General features: G+C 62.6%; 28 protein-coding genes and 1 pseudogene. 16 read left to right on the top strand and 13 right to left on the bottom strand.

Annotation, left to right across the window (positions count from 1 at the left end):
- Positions 1 to 5: 5 nt before the first annotated feature.
- From NKH28_RS12630 to NKH28_RS12645, 4 genes are all read right to left on the bottom strand, one after another.
- Positions 6 to 1,529, bottom strand: coding sequence for a tripartite tricarboxylate transporter permease (locus tag NKH28_RS12630; RefSeq protein WP_352979048.1), 1,524 nt, complete (start codon positions 1,527 to 1,529; stop codon positions 6 to 8).
- A gap of 4 nt (positions 1,530 to 1,533) precedes the next feature.
- A complete protein-coding gene (locus NKH28_RS12635) occupies positions 1,534 to 2,067 on the bottom strand; it encodes a tripartite tricarboxylate transporter TctB family protein (RefSeq protein ID WP_352502673.1) in 534 nt (177 codons plus the stop codon).
- A 154-nt stretch (positions 2,068 to 2,221) separates the two neighbouring features.
- Positions 2,222 to 3,199 carry a Bug family tripartite tricarboxylate transporter substrate binding protein gene (locus NKH28_RS12640; protein ID WP_352453995.1) on the bottom strand — a complete coding sequence of 326 codons (978 nt, stop codon included), beginning with the start codon at positions 3,197 to 3,199 and terminating at the stop codon, positions 2,222 to 2,224.
- Positions 3,200 to 3,406: 207 nt separating this feature from the next.
- The gene (locus NKH28_RS12645; protein WP_502896413.1) at positions 3,407 to 3,952 is read right to left on the bottom strand and encodes a GNAT family N-acetyltransferase; all 546 of its coding nucleotides are present in this window, start codon (positions 3,950 to 3,952) and stop codon (positions 3,407 to 3,409) included.
- Positions 3,953 to 4,164: 212 nt separating this feature from the next.
- Between NKH28_RS12645 and NKH28_RS12650 the strand changes: the two genes are divergently transcribed.
- The 4 genes and pseudogenes from NKH28_RS12650 (at position 4,165) to NKH28_RS12665 (ending at position 7,850) form a co-directional block, all read left to right on the top strand.
- On the top strand, positions 4,165 to 4,620 hold the full coding sequence (locus tag NKH28_RS12650) for a DUF2214 family protein (RefSeq protein ID WP_352979050.1): 456 nt from the start codon (positions 4,165 to 4,167) through the stop codon (positions 4,618 to 4,620).
- A gap of 185 nt (positions 4,621 to 4,805) precedes the next feature.
- Positions 4,806 to 5,783 carry a tripartite tricarboxylate transporter substrate-binding protein gene (locus NKH28_RS12655; RefSeq protein WP_352469444.1) on the top strand — a complete coding sequence of 326 codons (978 nt, stop codon included), beginning with the start codon at positions 4,806 to 4,808 and terminating at the stop codon, positions 5,781 to 5,783.
- A 79-nt stretch (positions 5,784 to 5,862) separates the two neighbouring features.
- Positions 5,863 to 6,329 (top strand): annotated as a pseudogene (locus NKH28_RS12660) (tripartite tricarboxylate transporter TctB family protein).
- A gap of 9 nt (positions 6,330 to 6,338) precedes the next feature.
- Positions 6,339 to 7,850 carry a tripartite tricarboxylate transporter permease gene (locus NKH28_RS12665; RefSeq protein ID WP_352979051.1) on the top strand — a complete coding sequence of 504 codons (1,512 nt, stop codon included), beginning with the start codon at positions 6,339 to 6,341 and terminating at the stop codon, positions 7,848 to 7,850.
- A 28-nt stretch (positions 7,851 to 7,878) separates the two neighbouring features.
- Here the strand turns inward: NKH28_RS12665 and nth are convergent, their stop codons facing one another.
- A complete protein-coding gene (nth, locus tag NKH28_RS12670) occupies positions 7,879 to 8,706 on the bottom strand; it encodes an endonuclease III (RefSeq protein WP_352979053.1) in 828 nt (275 codons plus the stop codon).
- 22 nt (positions 8,707 to 8,728) lie between these two features.
- Between nth and NKH28_RS12675 the strand changes: the two genes are divergently transcribed.
- Entirely contained in the window at positions 8,729 to 9,223 is a 495-nt protein-coding gene (locus NKH28_RS12675) for a DUF2244 domain-containing protein (protein ID WP_023675281.1), read from the top strand.
- 9 nt (positions 9,224 to 9,232) lie between these two features.
- Here NKH28_RS12675 and NKH28_RS12680 read toward each other — a convergent pair whose 3' ends face one another.
- Positions 9,233 to 10,048 carry a class I SAM-dependent methyltransferase gene (locus NKH28_RS12680; RefSeq protein WP_352469440.1) on the bottom strand — a complete coding sequence of 272 codons (816 nt, stop codon included), beginning with the start codon at positions 10,046 to 10,048 and terminating at the stop codon, positions 9,233 to 9,235.
- A gap of 115 nt (positions 10,049 to 10,163) precedes the next feature.
- On the opposite strand from NKH28_RS12680, the gene NKH28_RS12685 reads away from it, so the two are divergent.
- From NKH28_RS12685 to NKH28_RS12705, 5 genes are all read left to right on the top strand, one after another.
- Positions 10,164 to 11,057: a methylated-DNA--[protein]-cysteine S-methyltransferase gene (locus NKH28_RS12685; RefSeq protein ID WP_352979055.1), complete on the top strand. Its 894-nt coding sequence runs from the start codon at positions 10,164 to 10,166 to the stop codon at positions 11,055 to 11,057.
- A 116-nt stretch (positions 11,058 to 11,173) separates the two neighbouring features.
- Positions 11,174 to 12,082, top strand: coding sequence for a ribokinase (locus NKH28_RS12690; protein WP_352502653.1), 909 nt, complete (start codon positions 11,174 to 11,176; stop codon positions 12,080 to 12,082).
- Positions 12,083 to 12,088: 6 nt separating this feature from the next.
- Positions 12,089 to 13,549 (top strand): amidase, encoded by a 1,461-nt coding sequence (locus NKH28_RS12695; RefSeq protein ID WP_352979056.1) that lies wholly within the window; start codon positions 12,089 to 12,091, stop codon positions 13,547 to 13,549.
- A 103-nt stretch (positions 13,550 to 13,652) separates the two neighbouring features.
- On the top strand, positions 13,653 to 14,267 hold the full coding sequence (locus NKH28_RS12700) for a LysE family translocator (protein ID WP_352469436.1): 615 nt from the start codon (positions 13,653 to 13,655) through the stop codon (positions 14,265 to 14,267).
- Positions 14,268 to 14,319: 52 nt separating this feature from the next.
- A complete protein-coding gene (locus NKH28_RS12705; RefSeq protein WP_352979057.1) occupies positions 14,320 to 14,688 on the top strand; it encodes a hypothetical protein in 369 nt (122 codons plus the stop codon).
- Between the two features lie 489 nt (positions 14,689 to 15,177).
- Here NKH28_RS12705 and NKH28_RS12710 read toward each other — a convergent pair whose 3' ends face one another.
- Positions 15,178 to 16,119 (bottom strand): nucleoside hydrolase, encoded by a 942-nt coding sequence (locus NKH28_RS12710; RefSeq protein ID WP_352469434.1) that lies wholly within the window; start codon positions 16,117 to 16,119, stop codon positions 15,178 to 15,180.
- Between the two features lie 144 nt (positions 16,120 to 16,263).
- Here NKH28_RS12710 and NKH28_RS12715 point away from each other — a divergent pair, with 144 nt between their 5' ends.
- Together NKH28_RS12715 and NKH28_RS12720 are read left to right on the top strand one after the other, a co-directional pair.
- Positions 16,264 to 16,689, top strand: coding sequence for an Hsp20 family protein (locus NKH28_RS12715; RefSeq protein ID WP_023675270.1), 426 nt, complete (start codon positions 16,264 to 16,266; stop codon positions 16,687 to 16,689).
- Positions 16,690 to 16,752: 63 nt separating this feature from the next.
- Complete coding sequence (locus NKH28_RS12720) at positions 16,753 to 17,010, top strand: BQ00720 family protein (protein ID WP_023675269.1); 258 nt, start codon at positions 16,753 to 16,755, stop codon at positions 17,008 to 17,010.
- Positions 17,011 to 17,102: 92 nt separating this feature from the next.
- Here the strand turns inward: NKH28_RS12720 and ptsN are convergent, their stop codons facing one another.
- The 6 genes from ptsN to lptC all read right to left on the bottom strand — a co-directional run bounded on the left by ptsN (position 17,103) and on the right by lptC (position 22,353).
- Positions 17,103 to 17,567, bottom strand: coding sequence for a PTS IIA-like nitrogen regulatory protein PtsN (gene ptsN / locus NKH28_RS12725; protein ID WP_023675268.1), 465 nt, complete (start codon positions 17,565 to 17,567; stop codon positions 17,103 to 17,105).
- A 59-nt stretch (positions 17,568 to 17,626) separates the two neighbouring features.
- A complete protein-coding gene (gene hpf / locus NKH28_RS12730; RefSeq protein WP_023675267.1) occupies positions 17,627 to 18,211 on the bottom strand; it encodes a ribosome hibernation-promoting factor, HPF/YfiA family in 585 nt (194 codons plus the stop codon).
- A gap of 291 nt (positions 18,212 to 18,502) precedes the next feature.
- Entirely contained in the window at positions 18,503 to 20,029 is a 1,527-nt protein-coding gene (gene rpoN, locus NKH28_RS12735; protein ID WP_352469431.1) for an RNA polymerase factor sigma-54, read from the bottom strand.
- A gap of 197 nt (positions 20,030 to 20,226) precedes the next feature.
- Positions 20,227 to 21,045 (bottom strand): LPS export ABC transporter ATP-binding protein, encoded by an 819-nt coding sequence (lptB, locus tag NKH28_RS12740; RefSeq protein WP_292664962.1) that lies wholly within the window; start codon positions 21,043 to 21,045, stop codon positions 20,227 to 20,229.
- Positions 21,045 to 21,653, bottom strand: coding sequence for an LptA/OstA family protein (locus NKH28_RS12745; protein ID WP_292664963.1), 609 nt, complete (start codon positions 21,651 to 21,653; stop codon positions 21,045 to 21,047). Before NKH28_RS12745 ends, lptB begins: the two co-directional genes overlap by 1 nt.
- Complete coding sequence (lptC, locus tag NKH28_RS12750; protein ID WP_352469430.1) at positions 21,640 to 22,353, bottom strand: LPS export ABC transporter periplasmic protein LptC; 714 nt, start codon at positions 22,351 to 22,353, stop codon at positions 21,640 to 21,642. Before lptC ends, NKH28_RS12745 begins: the two co-directional genes overlap by 14 nt.
- A gap of 306 nt (positions 22,354 to 22,659) precedes the next feature.
- Here lptC and sppA point away from each other — a divergent pair, with 306 nt between their 5' ends.
- From sppA to lhpI, 4 genes are all read left to right on the top strand, one after another.
- A complete protein-coding gene (sppA, locus tag NKH28_RS12755) occupies positions 22,660 to 23,616 on the top strand; it encodes a signal peptide peptidase SppA (RefSeq protein ID WP_352502648.1) in 957 nt (318 codons plus the stop codon).
- Positions 23,617 to 23,697: 81 nt separating this feature from the next.
- Positions 23,698 to 23,982, top strand: coding sequence for an integration host factor subunit beta (locus NKH28_RS12760; protein ID WP_023675261.1), 285 nt, complete (start codon positions 23,698 to 23,700; stop codon positions 23,980 to 23,982).
- A gap of 47 nt (positions 23,983 to 24,029) precedes the next feature.
- Positions 24,030 to 24,362 (top strand): LapA family protein, encoded by a 333-nt coding sequence (locus tag NKH28_RS12765; RefSeq protein ID WP_352613047.1) that lies wholly within the window; start codon positions 24,030 to 24,032, stop codon positions 24,360 to 24,362.
- 33 nt (positions 24,363 to 24,395) lie between these two features.
- Entirely contained in the window at positions 24,396 to 25,364 is a 969-nt protein-coding gene (lhpI, locus tag NKH28_RS12770) for a bifunctional Delta(1)-pyrroline-2-carboxylate/Delta(1)-piperideine-2-carboxylate reductase (RefSeq protein WP_352979058.1), read from the top strand.
- Positions 25,365 to 25,438 lie beyond the last annotated feature (74 nt).

Consider the following 25,438-nt stretch of genomic DNA (forward strand, 5'->3'; position numbering starts at 1 on the left):
ACAGCTCAGGCATCGCCCGGCACGTGCTCCGGCCCGCGCAAGCGCCTGTGCTCGATGTAGGCCCAGATATGCGGTCCAACCAGGCCGATGAAGGCCAGCGTCAGCAGCGTCAGCGACAGCGGATGCTTGTAGAACACCGTCCAATCGCCGTTCGAGATGGTCATCGCGCGGCGGAACTGCGTTTCGGCAAGCGGCCCGAGAATCATGCCGATGATGACCGGCGCGGTCGGGAAATCGAAACGCCGCATCAGGAAGCCGGCGGCACCGAGCAGATAGAGGATGACGAGGTCGATCGGCGATTGCGAGATACCGTAGGTGCCGACCGTGGCGAACACGAGGATGCCGGCATAGAGCTGCGGCGCCGGGATCTTCAGCAATCGCACCCAGAGCCCGATCAGAGGCAGGTTGAGGACGACGAGGATGACATTGGCGATGAACAGGCTGGCGATCAGCCCCCACACCAGGTCGGCCTGCGTCGTCAGCAGCAGCGGCCCCGGATTGATACCGTAGCTCTGGAACGCCGACAGCATGATCGCGGCCGTCGCCGAGGTCGGCAGGCCGAGCGTCAGCATCGGCACCAGCACGCCGGCCGCGGATGCATTGTTGGCGGCCTCCGGCCCGGCAACGCCCTCAATGGCGCCGACCGTGCCGAACTCCTCCTTGTGTCTGGAGAGTTTCTTCTCGATCGCATAGGAGAGGAAGGTCGGGATTTCGGCGCCGCCGGCCGGCATGGCGCCGATCGGGAAGCCGATCAGGGAGCCGCGCAGCCATGGCCTCCACGAGCGCGACCATTCAGCCGCGGTCATGTAGAGCGACCCTTTCAACGGCACGATGTCGTCCTTGCCGGCATAGCGGCGTGAGGCCATGTAAAGCGTCTCGCCAACGGCGAACAGGCCAACGGCGACGACGATGACGTCGACGCCGTCCAACAATTCGCTCATGCCGAAGGTGAAGCGCGGCTGCCCCGTCTGCAGGTCGACGCCTATCATGCCGACAACGAAACCGACGAACAGGCTGGTCAGGCCGCGCACCGACGACGAGCCGAGCACTGCCGAAACCGTGATGAAGGCCAGCACCATCAGCGAGAAATATTCGGCCGGGCCGAAGGCCAGCGCGAATTTGACGACGATCGGCGCCAGGAAGGCAACGCCGATGGTGCCCAGCGTGCCGGCGACGAAGGAGCCGATCGCCGAGGTTGCCAGGGCCGCACCGCCGCGGCCGGAGCGGGCCATCCGGTTGCCTTCCAGCGCGGTGACGATGGTGGCGCTTTCGCCAGGCGTGTTGAGCAGGATCGATGTCGTCGAGCCGCCATACATGGCGCCGTAGTAGATGCCGGCAAACAGGATGAACGACGCCTCCGGCGCCACCTGGTAGGTGATCGGCAACAGCAGCGCGATGGTCAGAGCCGGCCCGAGGCCGGGCAGTACGCCGATGGCAGTCCCCAGCGTGGTGCCGACCAGGCACCATATGAGATTGATCGGCGAGAAGGCGACCGAAAATCCGTGCGCGAGATGGCCGAGCGTTTCCATGGCGTCAGCCCCTCAGCATGGCGACGACCGAATCGACGATCGCATTCAGCTGGTTTTCGATGAAGCCGGCACCGATATTGACGCCAAGCGCCCTGGCAAAGCCGAAATAGGCGGCCAGCGCCAGGATCAGCCCGAGCAGCACGTCACGCAGCGGACGCCGGCTGCCGAAACCGTGGCAGATGAGAACGAACATGATGACAGATGCAGCGGTAAAGCCGAGCGGCTGGATCAGCACCAGATTGGCGATCAGTCCGAGGGCGACGATGCCCATCGCCTTCCAGTCGGTCGGCGTCTCCTTTTCGTCCTCCGGCTGCCATCCGCCCCGCAAGGCGGCAATGATGAGCAGCAGCGACAGGATCATCATCCCGGTCATGGTGATGTAGGGAAAGACGGTCGGACCGACCTTGGAATAGAGCGGCGAGACCGGGATTGCCAGCGTCTGCCAGGCAACCGCACCCGCACAGGCGAGGAGCCCAACGCCGATCAGCAGTTCGGGCACTGCAAGGCGCGGCGGCGCCTGCTGGTCGCTGGTGCTCATCATCGTCCTCCCAATGCCAGCCCCGAGGGCCGGTTCTCCCTGGACCGGTCTCACTCGGCCGATCTCGGCCTAGTTTCACCTCCGGCGCCGCGTATGTCCATGCGGCTGGCGAAAGTCGGCAAGGGTTGGCGCAGGCCGCCCCTTGCCGAGAGCATCACGCCAGGCCGAGGTCCTTGAGGATCGTCCCGATGCGGGCCGTGTCTTCGGCGACGAATTTCGCATAATCGTCACCGGTGAGCAGGATCTGCGTCCAGTTACGGTTCTTGCATTCGGTGGCCCAGGCGTCGCTCTTGGCCATGGTCTCGATCAGCTTGATCATTGCTGCCTTGTCGGCGTCCGAGACGCCGGGCGGTGCGAAGACGCCGCGCCAGTTGAACAGCTCGACATCGATGCCGGCTTCCTTCATCGTCGGCGCATCGATTCCCTCCTGGCGTTTATCCGCGGAGATGGCCAGCAGCCGCAGCGCACCCGCCTTGACCTGTTCGGCGAACTCGCCATAGCCGGAGATGCCGGCCGCGACCTGGTTGCCGAGCAGCGCCGACAGCGCCTCGCCGCCGCCGGCAAACGGCACATAGGAGAGATTGGTGGCCGGAACACCGACGGTCTTGGCGATGAGGCCGAACAAGATGTGGTCCGAGCCGCCAGCCGAACCGCCGGCGACCGGAACCTGCGTCGGGTCGGCTTTGAGGGCGGCAACAAAGTCGGCCGCAGTCTTGAATGGCGAGGCGGCCGGCACCACAAGCGCCTCGAACTCGCCAGTAAGGCGGGCGATTGGCGTGACCTCGGTAAGGTTGTTAGCCGCCTTGTTGGCGATGATCGCGCCGACCATGACCATGCCAGCCACCATCAGCGCATTGCCCTTGCCCTTCCACTGGTTGACGAATTGCGGCAGGCCGACAGTACCGCCGGCGCCGCCGACATTGGTGATCTGCGAGCCGGAGATCAGTTTTTCGCTGCGCAGCACCTGGTCCATGGCGCGCGCCGTCTGGTCCCAGCCGCCGCCCGGCGCCGCTGGCACGAAAATCTGCAGCTGCGGCGCGTCCTGCGCGAAGGCGGGAATAAAATGCGATGCCGCGAGTCCGGCAGCACCTGCTGCCGCGGTGCTCATCAAGAATCGGCGTCTGTTCAGCATGGGATTCCTCCAAATCGCGACACCTCCTCCGGTGCCTGCCAGAAACGTGGCCTGACTTCAGACCCGCTCGATAAAATTCATGCAGAGTTTGCGTCTTCCTGTCAAAGACAGAACACGCCGCATGCGGCACAATCGGCCTGCGCGATTTTCAGGCTGGCGAACCGGACGCCCGAAGACGACGTGGCAGGCAGTGCCAAACAACATCCGTCAGGGTTGCCGCTCCAGCAGGATGGTCGGCTTGCCTTGGTAGACGGTTCGCAGCACTTCGCCATAACCACATTTTGCCGCGACGTTCAGCGATCCGGTGTTTTCCGGATCGATGATGCAGACGGTCTTCGCGGCGCCGAACGTCTCGTCGCCCCAGGCAAGCACCCGTGCGACGACTTCGCTGGCCAACCCGTGGCCATGCGCGCCCAAAACCAGAGCCCAGCCGGCCTCCGGAATGCCCTCGATCGACGGCGTCATGTCGCGTTTCAGATCGTGAAAGCCGGCCTCGCCGATGAAGCGGCCAGTCGCTTTTTCCTCGATCGCCCAGAAGCCGTAGCCCAGAAGCGACCACAGGCCGGCGTGGCGCAGGAAGCGCATCCAGCTTTCCTCCCGCGTGCGCGGCTTGCCGCCGATAAAGCGGGTGACGGCGGGATCGGCCCACATCGCGACATAGGCGTCGAAATCGTCAAGCCGGTGCGGCCGCAGGACCGTGCGCGAGGTCTCAATTACTGGGGCGACAATTGTATGCGGACTGGCCATGGTCATGTCTCGGTTGTTGCCCGTGCAGGTCTTCCAAAAGTGGGGACAGCGACACGCCCGAGACGGGAAATCCAAATCCGTTGCGAAAAACAAGAGCCAAGGCTGTGTAGATCATCTTCCAGGCTGATGTGAATCCTGCCAGGCGGTGTTAGTTTTTCTCCAGTACTGGTTCAGGCGCGTTGGGTTTCGGCGCTGCCGTCCGACAGAGGGAAAACAGCATGGACACGACCGACCTTGTGCTTGCCATCTTCTATCATCTGCTGGTGTTTTCGCTGGCAGGCATCATCGGCGCCGAGTTCGTCCTGATCCGCAGCGACTTGTCCGCCGCGACGCTGAAGCGGCTTGTCGGCATCGATCGCCACTACGGCATCATCGCCATGCTGATCATCGTCGCAGGCATCGGCCGCGTCATCTATGGTCTCAAGGGCTGGGAATTCTACGTCTACAACTGGATGTTCTGGGCAAAGATGGCCGCCTTCGCAATTGTCGGCCTGTTGTCGATTATCCCGACCGTCCGATTCCTGTCCTGGAATAGGCAGGCGAGCGCCAGTCCCGGCTTCCAGGTGCCTGCGGCGGAGCTAGCGTCCGTTCGCAGCTATGTCCGCACCGAGGCCTTCATCTTCCTCTTGATCCCGGTGTTCGCGGCGGCGATGGCGCGCGGCTACGGTTATTAAGATAGGTCGGAGGAAGGGCATCGCGCGGCCCAACCTTTCCACTCATTTGCGCGGACAAACGTGCAGTTTGCCGTTCGAGGCTGATTGTCATTTGTCGGGTTGCGCTAGTTATTGCTCCATCTACATTCGGTTTTGAGAGGAACTCCGCGCAGCGGTTGGTAATTCGTATCCTGGGAGGAATCACGATGAGAAAATTCGTCGCCGCGCTGGCTGCCGTTGCGGCCGCCATGCTTTACCCACCGGCCGCTGGCGCGCAGACCTACCCCGAACGCACGATCAGCATTGTCGTGCCGTTTTCGGCCGGCGGCCCGACTGACACCGTCACGCGTCTTGTCGCGGAAGCCATGTCGAAGGACCTCGGCCAGCAGGTCATCGTCGAGAATGTCGGCGGCGCCGGCGGCACACTGGGCGCGGGCCGCGTCGCAAATGCCGAGCCTGACGGCTACACGCTGCTCCTCCATCACATCGGCATGGCGACAAGTGCTACGCTCTACAGAAAGCTCGCCTACGACACGCTGAACGCATTCGAATATGTCGGCCTCGTCACCGAGGTGCCGATGACCATCGTCGGCCGCAAGGACCTCGAGCCGACCGATCTGAAGGGGCTGGTCGACTACGCCAAGGCTAACAAGGACAGCATCACCGTTGCCAATGCCGGGATCGGTGCCGCCTCGCATCTGTGCGGCATGCTGTTTATGAGCGCCATCGGCACGCCGCTGGTCACCGTACCATATAAGGGCACCGGCCCGGCCATGACCGATCTTCTCGGCGGCCAGGTCGACATCATGTGCGACCAGACGACCAATACCACCAAGCAGATCCAGGGCGGCACGATCAAGGCTTATGCCGTAACCTCGCCGCAACGGCTAGACGTGCTGCCGGACGTGCCGACGACGATAGAGGCCGGTCTTCCCCAGGTGCAGGTCGGCATCTGGCACGGCATCTATGCACCCAAGGGCACGCCGGCCGAGATCACCGAACGCCTGTCGAAATCTCTGCAGGTGGCGCTGAAGGACCAGAACGTCGTCGCCCGATTTGCCGAACTCGGCACCAAGCCGTCGCCCGAGGCCGATGCCACGCCGGCCGCGCTCAAGGCCAAGCTGGAAAGTGAGATTGCGCGCTGGAAGCCGATCATCGAAGCGGCCGGCCAGTACGCCGACTAAAGGTTTTTAACGGGGCGCCGCCGGCGCCCCGTTTTTACACCGGCATCGGCACGCCCGTGAGGCGGGCCGGGAGGACGTCATGAAACCTTTCGCAATCGACAGAGCCAACGGCATATGCGCCGCGCTGTTGATCTTTATTGGCGTCTTTTTCGCGCTGCAGTCGCTGGGCCTCGAAATCGGCACCGCCTTCGCATGGGGCCGGGCTATTTCCCCCTGGTTCTGGCGATCGTGCTCATTCTGCTCGGCGCCGTCATCCTAGTCGAGGCAGTGCGCTTCGAGAGCGAGCCGATCGGTTACATTGCGTGGCGCGGCATGCTGTTCATCCTGCCTGCTCCGATCTTCTTCGGCCTGACGGTGCGCGGCCTCGGCTTCATCCCATCGATCTTCCTGGCGGCGCTGATCGCATCGTTTGCCAGCGGCCGCATGAAGCCGCTGACCGCGCTCGTGCTGTCGGCCGGCCTGACGCTGTTCGCGTTCGCCATCTTCAGCTACGCACTCGGCCTGCCGTTCCGGCGTTTCGGCCCGTGGTTGCCACTGTCGTTGTGAGGAGATGAAATGGAACTCCTCAACAATCTCGCACTCGGCTTTTCGACGGCCACATCTTTGGCAAACCTCGGTTTCTGCCTGATCGGTGTCCTTCTCGGCACGCTGATTGGTGTCCTGCCCGGTATCGGCGCCACCGCAACCATTGCCATGCTGTTGCCGATCACCTTCCAGATCGGCGATCCGGTTTCCTCCCTGATCATGCTCGCCGGCATCTATTACGGCGCGCAGTATGGCGGCTCGACTACCGCTATTCTCATCAACATGCCCGGCGAATCCTCGTCGGCCGTCACCGCCATCGACGGCTACCAGATGGCCAGGAAAGGCCGCGCCGGGGCGGCACTGGCGACCGCGGCGATAGGCTCGTTCTTTGCCGGCACGGTGTCGACCTTCCTCGTCGCCATCTTTGCCCCGCCGCTGACGGCGATAGCGTTGAAATTCGGTGCTGCCGAGTATTTTTCGCTGATGATTGTCGGTCTGGTCTCGTCCGTCGCGCTCGCCCACGGCTCGATCGTCAAGGCGCTGGCCATGGTCGTGCTCGGCCTGCTGCTCGGCCTTGTCGGCACCGATATCTACACCGGTACACCCCGTTTCACGCTCGGCATCCGCGAATATGCCGACGGGCTGAATTTCGTCGCAGTGGCGGTCGGTGTCTTCGGCGTCGCCGAGATACTGCGCAACCTCGAAAACGAGTATGAGCGTTCCGTGCTGATCCGAAAGATCTCCGGCCTTATGCCGACCCGCGAAGATTTTCGGCGCATGGCGGCTCCCATCGTGCGCGGAACGATCATCGGTTCGGCGCTCGGCATCCTGCCGGGAGGCGGCGCGATCCTTGCCGCCTTTGCCTCCTACACCGTCGAAAAACGTGTCTCGAAAAATCCCGGGGAATTCGGCAAGGGCGCCATCGAAGGCGTCGCCGGACCGGAATCGGCCAACAATGCCGGCGCCCAAACCTCCTTCATCCCGATGCTGACGCTCGGCATTCCGGCCAACCCGGTAATGGCGCTGATGATCGGCGCTATGATCATCCAGGGCATCGTGCCCGGCCCCAATGTCGCCATCGAACAGCCTGCGCTGTTTTGGGGTATCATCACCTCGATGTGGATCGGCAATCTGATGCTGATCATCTTGAACCTGCCGCTGATCGGGCTTTGGGTGAAACTGCTTACGATCCCGTATTACGTGCTCTTCCCGATCATCATGGCGTTCTGCTCGATCGGCGTTTACAGCGTCAACACCAACGTCTACGACCTCTATGCCGTCGCCTTCTTCGGCTTGCTTGGCTACCTCCTGACCAAGCTGCGCTGCGAACCTGCGCCGCTGCTGCTCGGCTTCGTGCTCGGCCCGCTGCTCGAGGAAAACCTGCGCCGCGCCATGATCCTCGCGCGCGGCGATCCGAGCACCTTCGTGACGCGGCCGATCAGCGCCAGCCTGCTCCTCATCGCGCTTGCCGTGCTCGTCATCGTGTTTCTCCCCGCGGTCAAGAAGAAGCGCGAGGAGGTGTTTGTCGAAGAGAGTTCCTGAACGTGGACGGCGCCACATGCGAGGAACTTCACAGTCGCTTGCCGGGCACTGACTCAGTAGCCGCTTCTCCTGGCCCGAGCGGCGCGATCTCCACCAGCGGTGCAGGCACGCTGGTCGTCTTTTCCTTGGCCTTGCAGATATCGGCGATGACGCAGGCCGGGCAATCCGGCTTGCGCGCCTTGCAGACATAGCGGCCGTGCAGGATCAGCCAATGATGCGCGTGCCGCATATATTCATCCGGAATGATCTTCAGGAAACCTTGCTCGACCTGTTCCGGCGTCTTGCCCGGCGCCAGGCCGAGCCTGTTACCGATGCGGAAGATGTGCGTGTCGACCGCCATCGTATACTGGCCGAATGCCACATTGAGCACGACGTTGGCGGTCTTGCGGCCGACACCCGGCAGCTCGACCAGTTGATCGCGATCCTCAGGCACCTCGCCGCCATGGTCGCGGATCAGCGCCTCCGAGAGCGCGATGACGTTCTTGGCCTTGTTGCGCCATAGCCCGATGGTGCGGATATGGTCGCCGAGCCTGGCCTCGCCCAGCGCCAGCATCTTTTGCGGCGTGTCGGCAATTTTGAACAGCGCCCGCGTCGCCTTGTTGACGCCGGCGTCCGTCGCCTGAGCCGAAAGCACCACCGCCACCAACAGCGTGAAGGCGTTGATATGTTCGAGCTCGCCCCTCGGTTCCGGCCGCTGAACGGAAAAGCGCCGGAAAATCTCATGCACCTCGGCCGCGCTGTAAAGCGCCCGCGATCTTGCGGGCCGCGGACGCCGCTTGGCGTTCGAGCCGTCGCGGCGGCCGGGCAACAGGTCTTTTTTTAGCGCAGAAGAGTTTTTGGGCTTGGGGCTTGTCATTGCCTTCCTATAATATTCCCCAATGAGCGACACAAACGCCTCATTTCAGGCCGACGAGCCATTTTTCCAGGCGCTGCTGACACCGCACCGGTCGCTGGGCAAGACCGGCTTTGCCATACTGATGGGCGCCCTGCTGTTCGGCTGGCTGGTGACCGGAGCTTTTTTTCTGTCGCGCGGCGCCTGGCCGGTGTTCGGCTTCTTCGGCCTCGACGTGATCGCCGTCTACATCGCCTTCCGCGCCAATTATCGTGCCGCCCGGGCTCGCGAAGAGGTATCGGTGTCGCGCACCAGCCTCGACATCCGCAAGACTGCCCCGTCAGGCAAATCGGAAGCACACCGCTTCAATCCGTTCTGGGCGCGCTTTTCGATCGCCCGCCACGCCGAGATCGGCATCACCAGAATGGCGGTCGAGGCGCAAGGAAAAACCGTCTCGATCGGCGGCTTTCTCAACCCCGCCGACCGCGAGAGTTTTGCCACCGCATTTTCGCGCGCCCTGGCAGCCGCCAAGGCGCGCTGAGCCAGCGTTTCAGAACCGATAGCGCAACAGCCTGCCGATCTTGCGCAATGCTGGAATGTATTTCCAAAGGCGAACAAACAGTTTCGCGAACCAGCGCATGCGAGCGGCATGTTCCGGCTTATAGGCAGGGATGTCCTCGACGAACCGCAGCTTCGGAACGGCTCGCTCCAACTCATGCGGGTTCTCGATGCTCCAATGGACCTCGGCACCGGTGGCGCGGAAGGAGGAATTGAGGCGAATGATCTTCAGGCCCAGGCGACTATAGGCATCGAAAACCAGTTCGCCGCTCGAAAGATGTCCCACCAAACGAGAAAACAGTTGCTGCCCCTCTTCGGCGCCCAGGTAGGGAGTCAGGCCTTCCGCCACGACTATGGCCGGGCGATCCCGAGGTACTTCGTTCAGCCATCCCGGTTCGGTGACCGATGAAGCGATCAGGTGGTAGTGATCCCGCACGGGATAGAGCTTGCGCCTGAGGTCGATGACTTCGGGATAGTCGACGTCGAACCAGTCCACGCCGGCTGGCGGATCGATACGGAATACGCGCGTATCGAGCCCACACCCGAGATGCAGTACGATGGCGTCAGGATTTCGGGCGAGAAAGTCCTGAACGCAGACGTCCAGCGTCTTTGCCCTGATTGCTAGACCGACGCCGAGATTGTTGTCGACCTTGAGCCGTGAGAAATCATAGTCGATGTTGCGCACCGCCTCGTCGGCAAAGTAGTCCCTGAGCAGCGAATTGGGCAGCCGGCTCTCCAGCGCCTTGCCGTAAAGTGTCAAAAGCAAAGTCTCCTTTGCCCCGGTCAGGTTTACTTTTTCACCAGCCACGACCGTCCTCCCCATTCAAAGCCCAGCTCTATCTGGGTACATGCCGCGGGAAAGCAAGTTTCGGGTGGTGATCGGCGCCGCGAAGGACGATATTCGCACTCAAGGAGATACTGCCATGAACGCCCAAATGCCTCTCAAAACGACAGCAATCCTTCAGAAAGACATCACGCCTGAAGGTGGAGACTACGAAATCGTCCGTCGTGCCATCGAAAAGATCAGCCTCGACTATCGCGACCAGCCTTCGTTGGAAGTGCTGGCCGAGGAGGTCGGCGAGACGCCGACCGGGCTGCAGAAGCTGTTCACCCGCTGGGCCGGCCTGTCGCCCAAGGCTTTTCTGCAGGCCGTCACCCTCGATCATGCGCGCAAGCTGCTCGATGCCGGCATGCCGCTGCTTGAAACCTCGTTCGAACTCGGCATGTCCGGCCCAGGCCGGCTGCACGATCTGTTCGTCACCCACGAAGCGATGTCGCCGGGCGATTACAAGACCCGCGGCGCAGGGCTCACCATCCGCTACGGCTATCATATCTCGCCTTTCGGCATCGCGCTGATCATGGTGACGGACCGCGGCCTTGCCGGCCTCGCCTTCAACGACCCCGGCGGCGAGCGTGCGGCCTTTGCCGACATGTCCAGCCGCTGGCCTAATGCGACCTATGTCGAGGACATGGCGGCGACGGCGCCCTATGCCGCGCGCATCTTCGATCCGTCGCTGTGGCGCGCCGACCAGCCGCTGCGCGTTGTCATGATCGGCACAGACTTCCAGGTCCGTGTCTGGGAGGCCTTGCTGCGCATTCCGATGGGCCAGGCCCGCACCTATTCCTCGATCGCCGCGCGCATCGGCGCACCGAGTGCCAGCCGGGCTGTCGGTGCCGCGGTCGGTGCCAATCCGATGTCCTTCGTCGTGCCGTGCCACCGGGCTCTCGGCAAGTCCGGCGCACTCACCGGCTACCATTGGGGTCTGACCCGCAAACGCGCTATCCTCGGCTGGGAGGCGGGACAGGTCTCTTCTTGAATAGCCAACGAATGGAACGATAGGAGCGATGCAAGGACCGCTAGGGTGACAAGCAGCGATCTTACGGAGTAGCTTCCCGCGCAATTAGAGTGGTATGCGCTAGCGGGAGGCACTTCTTGATCGTCGTCATCGGCTCCATCAATCTCGATCTCATCGCCAGTGTCGACCGCTTGCCCGGTCCCGGCGAGACCGTGCGCGGCTCCGGTTTCGCTACTGCCCCCGGCGGCAAGGGCGCCAACCAGGCGCTGGCCGCCGCCCGCGCCGGCGCCAAGGTGCGCATGGTCGGCGCGGTCGGCAAGGACAGCTTCGCCAGCGACGCTCTGGCGCTGCTGCGCGACGGCAAGATCGACCTGTCCGGCGTCGGCGAGACCTTTGCCTCGACCGGTACCGCGTTGATCATGGTCGGCGCCGACGGCGAGAACGTGATCGCCGTTGTGCCGGGCGCCAATGATTCGGTCGTGCCGGGTGACCTTTCCAAGGCTTTCGTAAAAAACGGCGACGTCGTGCTGCTGCAACTGGAGATCCCGCTGCAGACCGTCGAGGCAGCACTCGACGCGGCAAGCACGGCCGCCGCGATCACCGTGCTCAACACCGCACCTTTCCATGGCGACGCGGCCGGCTTCCTCGGCAAGGCCGACTATCTCGTCGCCAACGAAACCGAGTTCGACCTCTATGGCGAGGCGCTGTCGTTGAATGGCCGCGACCGCCCGGCACGGATGCGCGACTATGCCGCGAGAACCGGCCGCACCATCGTCGTCACGCTTGGCTCGGACGGCGTTCTGGCGGCAACGCCGGACGATCTCCTGATGGTTCCGGCGCTGAAGATCACCCCGCTCGACACGGTCGGTGCCGGCGACACGTTCTGCGGCTATTTTGCAGCCGGGCTGGCAGCCGGCCTGCCGCTCGACCAGGCGCTAGCCCGCGCTGCCGCAGCCGGTTCGCTGGCCTGCCTGAAAGCCGGTGCACAGCCGGCCATCCCGCTGGCCAGGGACGTCGATGCCGCCCTGCAGAAATCTGCAGGCTAAAGCGGGATGACAGCCATGCGCCCGACGACGAAGCACGCGGTGCCGCCCGCCGGCGACATCTGCCGCCTGTCTGCCGTGGCGCTTGCCGGGAAGATCAGGCGCCGGCAGCTTTCGGCGCGCGAAGTGGTCGCGGCATTCCTCGACAGGATCGAGGCGGTGAACCCGCTGGTCAACGCTATCGTTTCATTGCGTGAGCGTGCCGACATCCTGCGCGAGGCCGACAGCGCTGACGCTCATCTGGCGCGAGGTGGAGATACCGGATCGCTGTTCGGCCTGCCGATCGCGATCAAGGATCTTGCGCTGACAAAAGGCCTGAGAACCGCCTTCGGCTCGCCGATCTTCGCCGATTTTGTGCCTGAGGAAGACGACTTCTTCGTCGAGCGCGTCCGCAAGGCCGGCGCGATCATCATCGGCAAGACCAATGTTCCCGAATTCGGGCTCGGCTCCAACACCTACAACACCGTGTTCGGACAGACGCTCAACGCATTTGACCCGGCGCTGACCGCCGGCGGCTCGAGCGGCGGTGCGGCGGTCGCGCTGGCGCTCGACATGGTTCCCGTTGCCGATGGCAGCGATTTTGGCGGTTCCCTGCGCAATCCCGCTGCCTACAACAATGTCTATGGCTTCCGTCCATCGCAGGGATTGGTGCCGGCCGGCCCAGACCTTGATGTGTTTCTTGCGCAAATGGGCGTCGAAGGGCCGATGGGGCGTAACGTGCGTGACATGGCGTTGCTGCTCGACGTTCAGGCCGGCTATCATCCTCGCGCGCCGCTGTCGCATGATAAGCCAGGCTCGTTCCTCGAAGGGCTGGACGCACCGGCGGCCGGCGGGCGCATCGCCTGGCTCGGCGATCTCGAAGGCCATCTGCCGGTTGAAGCAGGCATTCTACAGCTTTGCGAGGCAGCACTCGGCCGGTTCGCGGATGTATCCTTCGAGGCCGAGCCGCTGATGCCGAAATTCGACTTCGAAGCGCTGTGGCAAGCCTTTGTAACGCTTCGCCAGGCGAGCAGCGGTTGTGCGCTCAAGGCGCATTACGACGATCCCACGAAACGCAGCCTGCTGAAGCCGGAGGCCGTGTGGGAGGTGGAACATGCACTGCGCCTCACCGCGCCGCAGATCCACGCCGCCACGGTGAGGCGCTCGTCCTGGCACCGAATGCTGCTATCGCTCTTCGAGCGTTTCGACCTGATTGCGCTGCCAGCCGCACAGGTCTTTCCCTTCGATGTCGTCACCCACTGGCCAAGGCAAGTGGCCGGGCGTGCCATGGACAGCTATCATCGCTGGATGCAGGTTTCAGCGTTCGCCACGCTGGGCGGCTGCCCGGCGATCAATGTGCCGGCGGGCTTCGACGCCAGGGGCAGGCCAATGGGCATGCAATTGATCGGGCGGCCGCGCGGTGACCTCTCCGTGCTGAGGGCGGCTGCCGCCTATGAGACAACGCTGCCATGGCAGGCCGGCGCCTGCTGAAATCAACTCCGCATTGTCGGCGCCTCGCCGGCTTGCACGCAACTCATCGCCATGCATTGATCGCGACAGCGCGCCGCACGAGCGGCATCTGTGGAGGGAAAAAATGTCGTTGGAACTCTACGCCACCTATGTCGTCGCCTGCATCGTCATCATCCTGGTGCCGGGGCCGACGGTGACGCTGATCATTGCCAACAGCATCCGCCACGGCTCGCGCGCAGGGCTCGCCAATGTCGCCGGCACCCAGGCCGGGCTAGCCATCATGATCGCCATCGTCGGCATCGGATTGACTTCGCTGATCGCGGGCATGGGCCACTGGTTCGAGTGGGTCCGGCTGATCGGCGCCGCCTACCTGATCTGGATGGGCGTGCAGATGTTCCGCTCGAAAGGCAAGCTGAACGCCGACGGAACGGCAAAAAGGCCACGTGGCGGCTTCTTCCTGCAGGGCCTGCTGGTGGCGATCAGCAATCCAAAGACGCTAGTGTTCTTCGGCGCCTTCTTTCCGCAGTTCATCGCTCCCGAAGGCAATTACGCACTACAGATCGGCGTCATGGGTCTCACCGCGATGATCTTCGCCGCAGTCTCGGATTCGACCTACGCGCTGGCCGCCGGCCGCGCCGGACGCCTGCTGTCGGCCGGCCGCCTCAAGCTCTTGTCGAGGATCAGCGGCAGCTTCCTGGTCGGCGGCGGCCTGTGGCTGGCCTTTTCCAAGGCGAAGTAACGGCCGCGAGCCCGGCGACGCCAACAGCAACATCCTGGAATAGGAAAGCCGATTGAAAGTCGGCCTTCAGGCCACCACATGGATCAACAGTTGGGGATTCATGTCTATGCCGTGGAGTTACGCGGATTTGAAAAGGAACGCGTTTGGCGTGATCCTGTTCATCGCTTTGTTCGCGGCGATGGTTCCGTCGGCTCTGAACAAATGGGCGAATGACGCAAGTCCGATCCGATCGGTCGACCCGGTCGATGCGACGATCAAAAGTGGACAGGGTAAAGGGCGCAATATCCAATATCTGCTGGTCCTTGAGAACGGTTCGACGGTCCTCGTTTACGACGACCTCCCGCATCTGATCGGCTCGCGCGTAGGCCTCGAGCGCGTCACGCGCGACAATGGCTTCGTCTTTTACCGGTTTGCAAATTGAACGACGATCGATCGATAAGCTGTTTTCAAAGGTGACGCGAGTGACATGGCTTTTTCGGGGAATCGCTCTTGAACAAAGCCCCTATGCTACTCAACTCTAAGGTATGGGGCCGGCAAATCTTTCTCTTAGAACCCGCATTCTTTGCTTCGGGAAGAGTTTCGCGACAGAGTTGTTGGCATCACAATCTTGTGTGCGCTCGCTCTCGCGATCGCTGTGCCGATTGTAACCAGGCAGAACAGTCCGATCACTGGCACACAACTCGTAGGAGGCACCGTCGAAGATGTTGCGACGATGCCTCTAAATCCGAGGGGTTCCGTCGGACATGGACTTTATTATAGATATGAAGTCCGCCTCTATGAGGGCAACGCTCGGATATTTGTCGATGGTGAGGTGGAAACACCCCACATGATTGGATCGGAAGTCTCGATCGAAGAACAACAACGCCAGGACGGTACCACCACCTACCGCCTGCTCAACTACTGAGCAGCCCTAAAGCCGCCCCAGCCGTTCCAGCAACAGCGCGAAAAACGCATCATGGTCGATGTCGCGCATCACCATGGCGTTCTTCGGCCGCTTGGTCACCCCCCACCAGTCGATCACCGTCATGCCCATGGTGAGCTCCGAGGCGGTTTCCACGCTGACATTGCAGTTGCGCCCCTTGAACAGCTTCGGCTTCAGCAGATACGCGATCACGCAAGGATCGTGCAGCGGGCCGCCGTCGGTACCGTATTTCTCCTCGTCGAAACGTTCGAAGAATTCCAGCATGTCCGCGGTGGCCGTGCCGACCCTGGTGCCGAGCTTGCGGAAGGCCTTCGTACGCTTGGCGGTGGTCAGCGCCTTGTGGGTGACGTCGAGCGGCATCATCACGATCGGAATGCCGGATTTGAACACGACATCGGCAGCATGCGGATCGACATAGATGTTGAACTCGGCGGTCGGCGTGACGTTGCCGCCCTCGAAGAAGCCGCCGCCCATCAGCACGATTTCCTTGATGCGCGGCGCGATTTTCGGCTCGCGGATCAGCGCCAGCGCAACGTTGGTGAGCGGCCCGAGCGCGCACAGCGTGATCGTGCCGCTCTCCTCGTTCATCAGCGTCTCAACGATGAAATCAACCGCATACTCGTCCTGCAGTTTCATCTTTGGTTCGGGCAGTTGCGGCCCGTTGAGGCCGGTCTTGCCATGCACTTCCTCGGCGGTGACGAGTTCGCGCGCCAGCGGCCGGATGGCGCCTGCATAGACCTTGACGTCCGGCCGGCCGGCCAGCTCGCAGATCTTGCGGGCGTTTTTTTCGGTAAGTTTCAGCGGCACGTTGCCGGCCACCGCGGTGATGCCGACGATCTCCAGCTCGGCGCTGCCCAGCGCCAGCAATATGGCGACGGCATCGTCCTGGCCGGGGTCAGTGTCGATGATGATCCTGCGGGATTGGGGCATTTCAATTCCTTGTTTTGGCAAGTCTTTTTGGGCGGGACGTGTGACGGCTTGAAGTCTGCCGGGCGGCGGACCATATCAAGACCATCGGGAAAAATGCCATCCGGGTTTTTCCACTTTATGTCGCTCTTGAGAGGACACTGTAACATGAGCCGAATGACGCCTTTTTCCAGCCCGCTTCTCCTCGGTTTCGATTCCATGGAAAAGACGCTGGAGCGGTTGGCAAAGTCCGGTGACAGCTATCCTCCCTACAACATCGAGCGCCTCAGCGGTGCCGACGGCAAAACCGAAAGGCTGCGTATCACGCTCGCCGTCGCCGGTTTCGCGGAAAGCGATCTCGATGTCACAACGGAGGAGAACCAGTTAGTCGTGCGCGGCCGTCAGAACGACGACACCGAGCGCGAATTCCTCCACCGCGGCATCGCCGCGCGCCAGTTTCAGCGCTGTTTCGTGCTGGCCGACGGCATGCGGGTGATTGCGGCGGAATTGAAGAACGGCCTTCTGTCGATCGATCTCGATCGGCCGGAATCCGAACGGCTGGTACGAAAAATAAACATATCGGTGAAAGACTGATTTTTGCCGATAGCTCTCATGCGGGATGGCCTTGAGCGGCATCTCGCGGCAAGGAGGCTTGAAATGACCAGAACTAACGAAAATATCATCATGACCAGCGGCGAATTCGCCCATCTCGGCGAAGGTTCTGTCGCCTATCTCAGGAAAGTGTCGAGCGACGATCTGCGCGGCCGTTTCCCGGGCCTCGGCGAAATCGCGCCCGGGCTGGAACTGTGGGCCCTGTTTGCCGCCAATGGCCAGCCGATCCTGCTTTCGGACGCTCGCGACCGGGCACTGGCTGGCGCGCTGGAAAACGATCTGACCCCGGTCGCTATCCACTAACGTCGTTATCCACTGACAAATACGGCGCAGCGATCTGGTTGGAAACGGACAGGGCCGCTCACGGCGGCCCTTCAACGGATTTAATCAAAACCTCAGGCGGCGTGCGAGGCCTGTGTGTCCGACAGCAGCGCGTGGATGGCTACGGCGTCGCGCGTGCCCCTGATCTTGGCAACCGTGTCGGCGTCGCGCAGCACCCGCGCAATGCGCGACAGCGCCTTGAGGTGGTCGGCGCCGGCGCCTTCGGGAGCCAAAAGCAGAAACACCAGGTCGACCGGCTGATCATCGAGGGCCTCGAAGTCCACCGGTGTCTCCAGCCGGGCAAAAACGCCGGCGATCCGCTTCACCCCGGCCAGCTTGCCGTGCGGAATGGCGATGCCGTTGCCGACGCCGGTGGAGCCGAGCCGCTCGCGCTGCAGGATGGTGTCGAACACCTCTCGCTCCGGAATGCCGGAAATCGCCGCCGCCCTTTCGGACAGCAATTGCAGCAGCTGCTTTTTGGAGTTCGCCTTCAACGCCGGCATGATTGCCGGAACGCTGACGAGATCGCTCAGATCCATGCTTGAAATCCCTTGTTCGCCTGCCGTCGCCAGTCCCCACGCTCGCGTGCGGCTGGTTTTTACCCCTGCGCGACCTTGGCCGTGGACGGGTCGATCCAGCCAATATTCCCGTCCGGCCGGCGATAGACGATGTTGAGATGGTCGTTTCCGGCATTGCGGAAGACCAGGACCGGGCTGTCCTTGGTGTCGAGTTCGATCACCGCTGACGCCACCGACATGGTCCGCAGCGTCATGGTCGATTCGGCGACGATGGCCGGCGCGAAATTCTCCGGTATGTCCTCCTCGTCGTCGGCAAGCGGCGCCATCACCGTATAGGCGACGTCGGTGAGCTCGCCGTTGCTATTGCCTGAATTGTGCGACTTCAGCCGGCGCTTGTAGCGCCTGAGGCGTGTTTCCAGACGGTCCGCCGCGGTATCGAAGGCAAGCGTTGGATCCTGGGCATCGCCGGTCGCCTGCAGCGAAGCACCGGAGTCCAGCCGGATCATGCAATCGGCCGTGTAGCGCGACCCCGATTTGACGACTACGATTTGCCCTGAAAAGCCCCGATCGAAATATTTCCCGATCACTTCCCCGACACGGTCGTTGATGCGCGTACGGAACGCATCGCCGATATCCATGTGTTTTCCCGATATGCGCAGTGTCATCTGAAAACTGACCTTCCTTGCTCAGGCTTCAAACTGTCCCGAGTTTATACTCGTGGTCCGCGCGCACAAGCTTTTGCGGCGTCACTTGCGCCGATTTTAGATCCGAACTTTCCGGTTGATCACAAGCCGCCTTCTTGGCCGTCCCGTGGCCTACATCGTGACGGACCATCTCTCGTGCGGGCATCGGCGAACTCAAATCCACTCGCCAGCCCGTCCCATGCGGGCGGGCTTCTAGCCACTTCGTCGCCGCTTGTCAATGAAGGGCGAAAGCTGTGGAAATTCCGCCGGAGATCAACGGCCGGCGCTGGCCAAAGCGCGTTTTTCACGCCGCCGCTGCACCGAAGAGGGTATGTTCATGCCTTCCCGGTATTTGGCCACCGTGCGCCTGGCGATGTCGACGCCGCTTTCCCGCAGCATGTCCACGATGGCATCGTCGGAAAGCACATCGATGGCTTTCTCCTCGTCGATCAGCTGCTTTATGCGGTCGCGCACCGCTTCCGACGAATGCGCATCGCCGCCACCTGACGAAGCGATCGAGGCGGTGAAGAAATAGCGCAGCTCGAACACGCCGCGCGGCGTCAGCATGTATTTGTTTGCCGTGACCCGGCTGACCGTTGATTCGTGCATGCCGATGGCGTCCGCCACCGTGCGCAGGTTGAGCGGCTTCAGGTGCCGCACGCCGTGGACGAGAAAAGCGTCCTGCTGGCGCACGATCTCAGAGGCCACCTTGAGAATGGTCTTCGCCCGCTGGTCGAGGCTGCGCGTGAGCCAGTTGGCGTTCTGCAGGCATTCGGCAAGGAAATCCTTTTCCGCCTGGTTTTTCGCATGTGGCGTGACCTGGGCGAAATAGATGTGATCGACCAGCACGCGCGGCAGCGTCTCGGCATTGAGCTCGACCGTCCAGCTGCCGTCATTGGCTGCACGCACCTCGATGTCGGCCACGATCGCATCGCTGGCACCGCGCGAAAACGCCATTCCCGGCCGTGGGTCGAGCGCCCGGATCTCGGCCAGCATGTCGAGCAGATCCTCTTCGTCGACGCCGCAAATCCGCTTCAGCGTCTGGAAATCGCGCCGTGCCAGGAGTTCGAGATTGGCGATCAGCGCCTTCATCGCCGGATCGAGCCGGTCGCGCACGGCCAGCTGCAGCAACAGGCATTCGGCGAGGTCGCGGGCGAATATGCCGGCGGGCTCGAATGTCTGGCAGACCGCCAGGACCGTTGCCATCGCCGTGGCGTCCGCGCCGAGGCGGGCGGCGATCTCGGCCATATCGGCACGCATGTAGCCGGCCTCGTCGAGGCCGTCGGCAAGCTCGCCGGCGATCAGGCGCGCCGCCGGATCGGCAAAGGCGAGCGCCACCTGCTCGCCGACATGGTCGCGCAGCGTGATGGCCGCCGCCGCCATATCCGCGACGTCGAAGCCGTCGGAGGAAGAGGTGGAACCATTGCCGGACGCCGATTTCCATTGTGCCGTCAGGTCGGGCCCGAGCCGCTCGCTCGTACCAGGATCGTCAGGAAACAGGTTTTCCAGCGACGTATCGAGCTTTTCCGAGATCGCCTCGGCGCTCCATGCCGTTTCCGCCTCGAACCAGTCGCCGTCGGCAGCCGGTTCCGATGCGGCGTCGCCCTTCTGCGCCTGGTCGCTGGCGGCGTCCTCCTGCGGTTCGGCGCGTTCCAGCAAGGGATTGCGTTCGATCTCGTCGTCGATGAAGCGTTCCAACTCGAGATGGGTGAACTGCAGCAGGCGGATCGACTGCATCAGCTGCGGCGTCATCACCAGCGACTGCGACTGTCGTAGCTGTAGTTTTGCCGCCAACGCCATGGTTCGGTTTCAAACGCCCCGTCTACGCACCCGCACTGCTGGAAGGAATTTTCCAGGCCAGCATAGAAACTGGCCCGGCTTTTGCTTGTCAAGGCGAGGAGCGGTAAAACTCGCCTGCCGACGCGTTTTCAGGCAGAAAATTGAAGAAAAAGCTGTTGGACTACGCCGGAAATCCCGTTCGAACCGGAATTTCGCATTTAGAGTGTAAATCCCTCGCCGAGATAAAGCCGCCGCACGTCGGCATTTGCGACCACTTCGTCGGCTCGACCATGGGTCAGCACCTGGCCGGCATGGATGATGTAGGCGCGGTCGATCAGGCCAAGTGTCTCGCGGACATTGTGGTCGGTGATCAGAACGCCGATGCCACGTGCCGTCAAGTGGCGCACGAGTTGCTGGATGTCGGCGACGGCGATCGGATCGATGCCGGCGAAAGGTTCGTCGAGCAGCATATAGGCGGGGCGGGTTGCCAAGGCGCGGGCAATTTCGAGGCGTCGCCGCTCACCGCCGGAGAGCGACAGCGACGGAGCCTTGCGCAGATGGCTGATGTGAAATTCCTCGAGCAATTCGTCGAGCAGGCGCTCACGCTCCTTGCGGCTCTTTTCGACGACCTCGAGCACGGCCCGGATGTTTTGCTCGACATTCAGGCCGCGAAAAATCGACGCTTCCTGCGGCAGATAGCCGATGCCGAGACGGGCGCGGCGATACATCGGCATCGACGTGACGTCGAAACCGTCGATTTCGATCGTGCCTTCATCGACCGGCACCAGGCCGGTTACCATGTAGAAACAGGTCGTCTTGCCGGCGCCGTTGGGGCCGAGCAGCCCAACCGCCTCGCCGGCGCGCACGCCCAGCGTCACGCCGCTGACGACTTTGCGGCCCTTGTAGCTTTTGGTCAGCCCCTTGGCGATCAAGGTTCCCTTGAACTTTGCCGCTTCGACGGTGACCCTGGCCGGTGCCGCAAGTTTGCTGGCGGCGCGCCCTGGAAGACGCGCCAGCAGCGACGATATGCCGGTCATCAGGGTTTCGCTGCTCCAGACTTCGCCGGCGGCGTGATCGACATCATGACGCGGCCGCCGCAAGCGTCGACCTGGGCAAGGCCGCTCTTCATCTGCACGGTAAGCTTGCAGCCGACAAGCACGTTATCGCCTTGCGAGAGCACGACCTTGCTGCCCGAAAGCACCAGCACTTCGGTCTTCATGTCGAAGGTGCCGCGGTCGCCGGTGGCAACCTGATTGTCCGATTTGATGTAGACCTTATCGTCGACCTCGAGATGGTCGATGTTGGCGGATCCGGTCATTGCCGCGGCACCCGCGGGCTGGGCGCCTTTAGCGGCGCCTGCATCCCTGACGTAATAGACCGTCATTTTGCCGGCCTTGAGCACGGTTGGACCCTGGACGACGTTGACGTTGCCGGTGAAGACGGCGACGCTTTCCGCCTGGCGCACCTCGAGCTTGTCGCTTTCGATCTGGATAGGCTTGTCGCCCGACAGCCTGAGGCCGGACATTTGGCTGGTGGCACTGGATTGCGCCAGCGACGGCGCCGTCCCGAAGGTCAGCCCCAAGGGCAACCCGAGCGTCAACGCCGAAATCGCGGCGAGGCGCCGTGCCGAACTACTGAACCGCATTGGTCTCTCCGCTCTTTGCCTCTGCCGCCTTCAAACTGGCGGGATCGATGTCGACGCGCACCTTGTTCTCGAAAACCAGGACCTTGCCATTGTCCTGGACCGACATCGAATCCGCCCTGATCCGCGACCCGCCGCGGCTGACATCGACGGGCTCGCTTGTCTTCATAGTGCCTTCGCCCATGTCGAGATAGACTGATTTGAATTTTGCCACCACACCATCCGTGGTCGACACGGTCACATCGCTGGTCAGGCTGAGCGTGTTGCCGTCGCGATCATAGGTGCCGTGCGTGGCATCGATGGCGGCCGTGTTGTCGGCCGCAATCGGCAGCTTGGCCTTGATGCCCTCCAGATCGATGATGCCTTGTTTGCTGACATCCTGTATGGCGCGCAGGGCTGTCATCGAATAGGGCAGGTTCTGTTTGGTGAAGCCGTTGAGCTTGGGGTTCGCCATCACCAGCTTGCCATCGGCAAAGGCGCCGCCGTCGGCCTGCACCTCGATTGCGGCGGGAGCCATGAGATAGGAATAGACGGGAAACGCGACCGCAATCACGGCAGCGACCAGCGGCACGGCCAGCTTGAGGACACGGACCCGGCGCGAATGACGCTGCGCAACGTCAAACGCGTCGACCCGCGCCCGGCCTGCGGCCTTGGGAGCCAACTCCGTCTCGGTGTTGGTCGGTTCGATTGGTCCCGCTAACATGACTGCTTCTTCTAAACCCCTGCCCGCCAGGCCGCCCTATAGGTGGGGTGCCGGCGCCCTCAAGCAAGCACAAGCCGAGGAAAACCGCAAAAATGTGACAGCCGCCCCTGTACAATGAAAATGGCCCCAGCGCAGCCTGTACCTCATACCAGATATGGGCGCACAGTGTTAGAGCCTGTGGAACGTGACAGGTTGAGGCTTGCCGCGAATGCCTAACGGCCTTTGGCGCAAGGCCGTCAGGAAACGGTAGCCGGGCGCGAATGGTTGCTTTAAAAGCATCTGCTCCCACCGACTACGAGGCTGACCATGGTATTGAGAGCCGACGACCTGATCGACCGCCGCCGCTTGCGCCGCAAGCTGACATTCTGGCGTGTTGCGGCGATTATCGTCGCAGCAGCCGGACTGATCGCCTTCTCGGCATGGATCTATGGTGACGACTTCACCGGCGCGGCTGTCGACCACATCGCCAAGGTCAAGATCGAAGGTACCATCACCGAAGACGAAGAACTGATCAAGCGGCTGGAGGCAATCCGTCAGTCGCCGCGCGTCAAGGCTGTGATCCTGTCGATCGATTCACCCGGCGGTACCACCGTCGGTGGCGAATCGATCTATGAGGCAGTGCGCAAGCTTGCCGCCGAAAAGCCGGTGGTGGCCGAGGTCGGCACGCTCGCGGCTTCGGCGGGCTATATGATCGCCACCGCGGCCGACCATATTGTCGCACGCAAATCCTCGATCGTCGGCTCGATCGGCGTGCTGATTCAGTACCCGGACGTCAGCGGCCTCATGGACAAGCTCGGCGTCAAGCTGGAGGAGGTGAAATCCTCGCCCTTGAAGGCCTCGCCTTCTCCCTTCAAGCCGACCAATGACGATGAGCGCGCCATGGTCCGCAAGCTCATCCTCGACAGCTACGACTGGTTCGTCGGCATCGTCGCCGAGCGCCGCAACATGACCAAGCCGGAGGTGCTGGCGCTCGCAGACGGGTCGATCTTCACCGGCCGGCAGGCGGTCACCAACAGATTGATCGACGCGGTCGGCGGCGAGGCCGAAGCAATCGACTGGCTTGCAGGCAAGGGTGTCGATGCCAAGCTCAAGGTGGTGGAATGGAAGGACACGGAAAAACGCGGCGGTTTCCTGTTCTCCAAAGCGATGGCGCAGACCGTCGGTGCTGCGCTTGGCCTGGCCGGCCATGACGGCGACGTCCTTCACGAAATTGGAGCGGACCGCTTGTTTCTTGACGGTCTCGTTTCCGTCTGGCACCCTTGAGGAACCGCTTGGGACGAGTGAAAAACCAAATAAAATCATTCTGATAATTTCGGCGGCACTGCTTTTACGGGGAGCCTTTTCATGATCAAATCCGAACTTGTGCAGATCATCGCCACGCGTAATCCGCATCTTTTCCTGCGCGACGTCGAAAACATTGTCAGCGCCATCTTCGATGAAATCACCGACGCGCTTGCCGAGGGCAACCGGGTCGAGTTGCGCGGCTTCGGCGCGTTTTCGGTGAAAAATCGCCCTGCCCGCACCGGCCGCAACCCGCGCACCGGCGAATCCGTAGAGGTCGAGGAGAAATGGGTACCGTTCTTCAAGACCGGCAAGGAATTGCGTGAAAGGCTGAACGGAGGCAAGTAGGCGCCGCGCCCGCCGTCCCGCTCCGATAGCAGTCCCTACGGAAAAACATGTTCAATCGCTTAATCCTCATCGTGGTCTTCGTGCCGCTGGCCATCATCCTGATCGCGCTGGCCGTTGCCAACCGCGAACCGGTCGCCTTCACGCTCGACCCGTTCAATCCGGGCAACCCGGCGCTGACGCTGACCTTGCCGCTGTTCATATTCCTGTTCCTTGCCCTTGCCATCGGCATGATCGTCGGCAGCCTGGCGACCTGGATCAAGCAAGGGCGCTATCGCAAGCTGGCGCGCCAGCGCGGTGCCGAGGCCGAGAATCTGCGCCAGGCGGTAAGCCGCGCGCCTGCCGCGCCTCGGGGCCCGGCTTTGCCGAAGCCGACAAACTGAAGCGTCGCTGACACATCTTTCGCGGAGCCTTTCATGCTGACCATTTCGGCCGCCGAGGTCGACAGCGCGCTGACCTTTCCCGGACTGATCGAGACGCTGCGCGCCGCGTTTCGCGATGGCGCCATACAGCCGGTCAGGCATCATCATACGATAGAGCGGCCCGACGGCGCCGCTTCAACGCTGCTTTTGATGCCGGCCTGGACCGACTTCCACACGGCTGGCACCTCCGCCGGCGGTCACATCGGCATCAAGATCGTCACCGTGTCGCCCGACAACAACGCTGTCGGAAAACCCGCGGTGATGGGCCTTTACCTCTTGCTCGACGGCGCCACTGGCGAGCCGCAGGCCATGATCGATGGCCAGCGGCTGACACAGTGGCGCACTGCCTGTGCCTCGGCGCTGGCCGCCTCCTATCTGGCCCGCGAGGACGCATCGCGGCTGCTGGTGGTCGGCGCCGGCGCGCTGTCGCCATTCCTTGCAAAGGCGCATTCGGCTGTGCGGCCGATCAAGAACATCCGCATCTGGAACCGCACGCCGGCCAATGCCGAAAAGGTCGCTGCAAGATTGCGTGCGGAAGGTTTTGCGGCCGAAGCCGCAGGCGATCTCGACGCCGAACTCGGCCAGGCCGACATCATTTCCTCGGCGACCATCACCACCGAACCGCTGGTCAAGGGCGCCTTGTTGCGACCCGGAACGCATGTCGACCTCGTCGGCGGCTTCACTCCGGCGATGCGCGAAAGCGACGACGACACGGTTGCGCGGGCCCGCGTCTATGTCGACACCCGCGCCGGCGCCACCAAGGAAGCCGGTGACATCGTCCAGCCGCTGGCCTCCGGCGTGTTGAAGCCGGAAGCCATCGTCGCCGACCTCAATGAACTGACGCGTGGAGACAAGAAGGGCCGGCAGAGCGCCGGTGAGATCACGCTGTTCAAGTCGGTCGGCGCAGCCCTCGAGGACCTCGCCGCCGGCATTGCCGTGTATCGCGCAAGCGTAGGGCAGTAGGGCAGTAGGGCAGTAGGGCAGTAGGGCAGTAGGGCAGTAGGGCAGTAGGGCAGTAGGGCAGTAGGGCAGTAGGG

The organism is Mesorhizobium sp. M1227, from assembly GCF_040318315.1.
GTDB lineage: Bacteria > Pseudomonadota > Alphaproteobacteria > Rhizobiales > Rhizobiaceae > Mesorhizobium.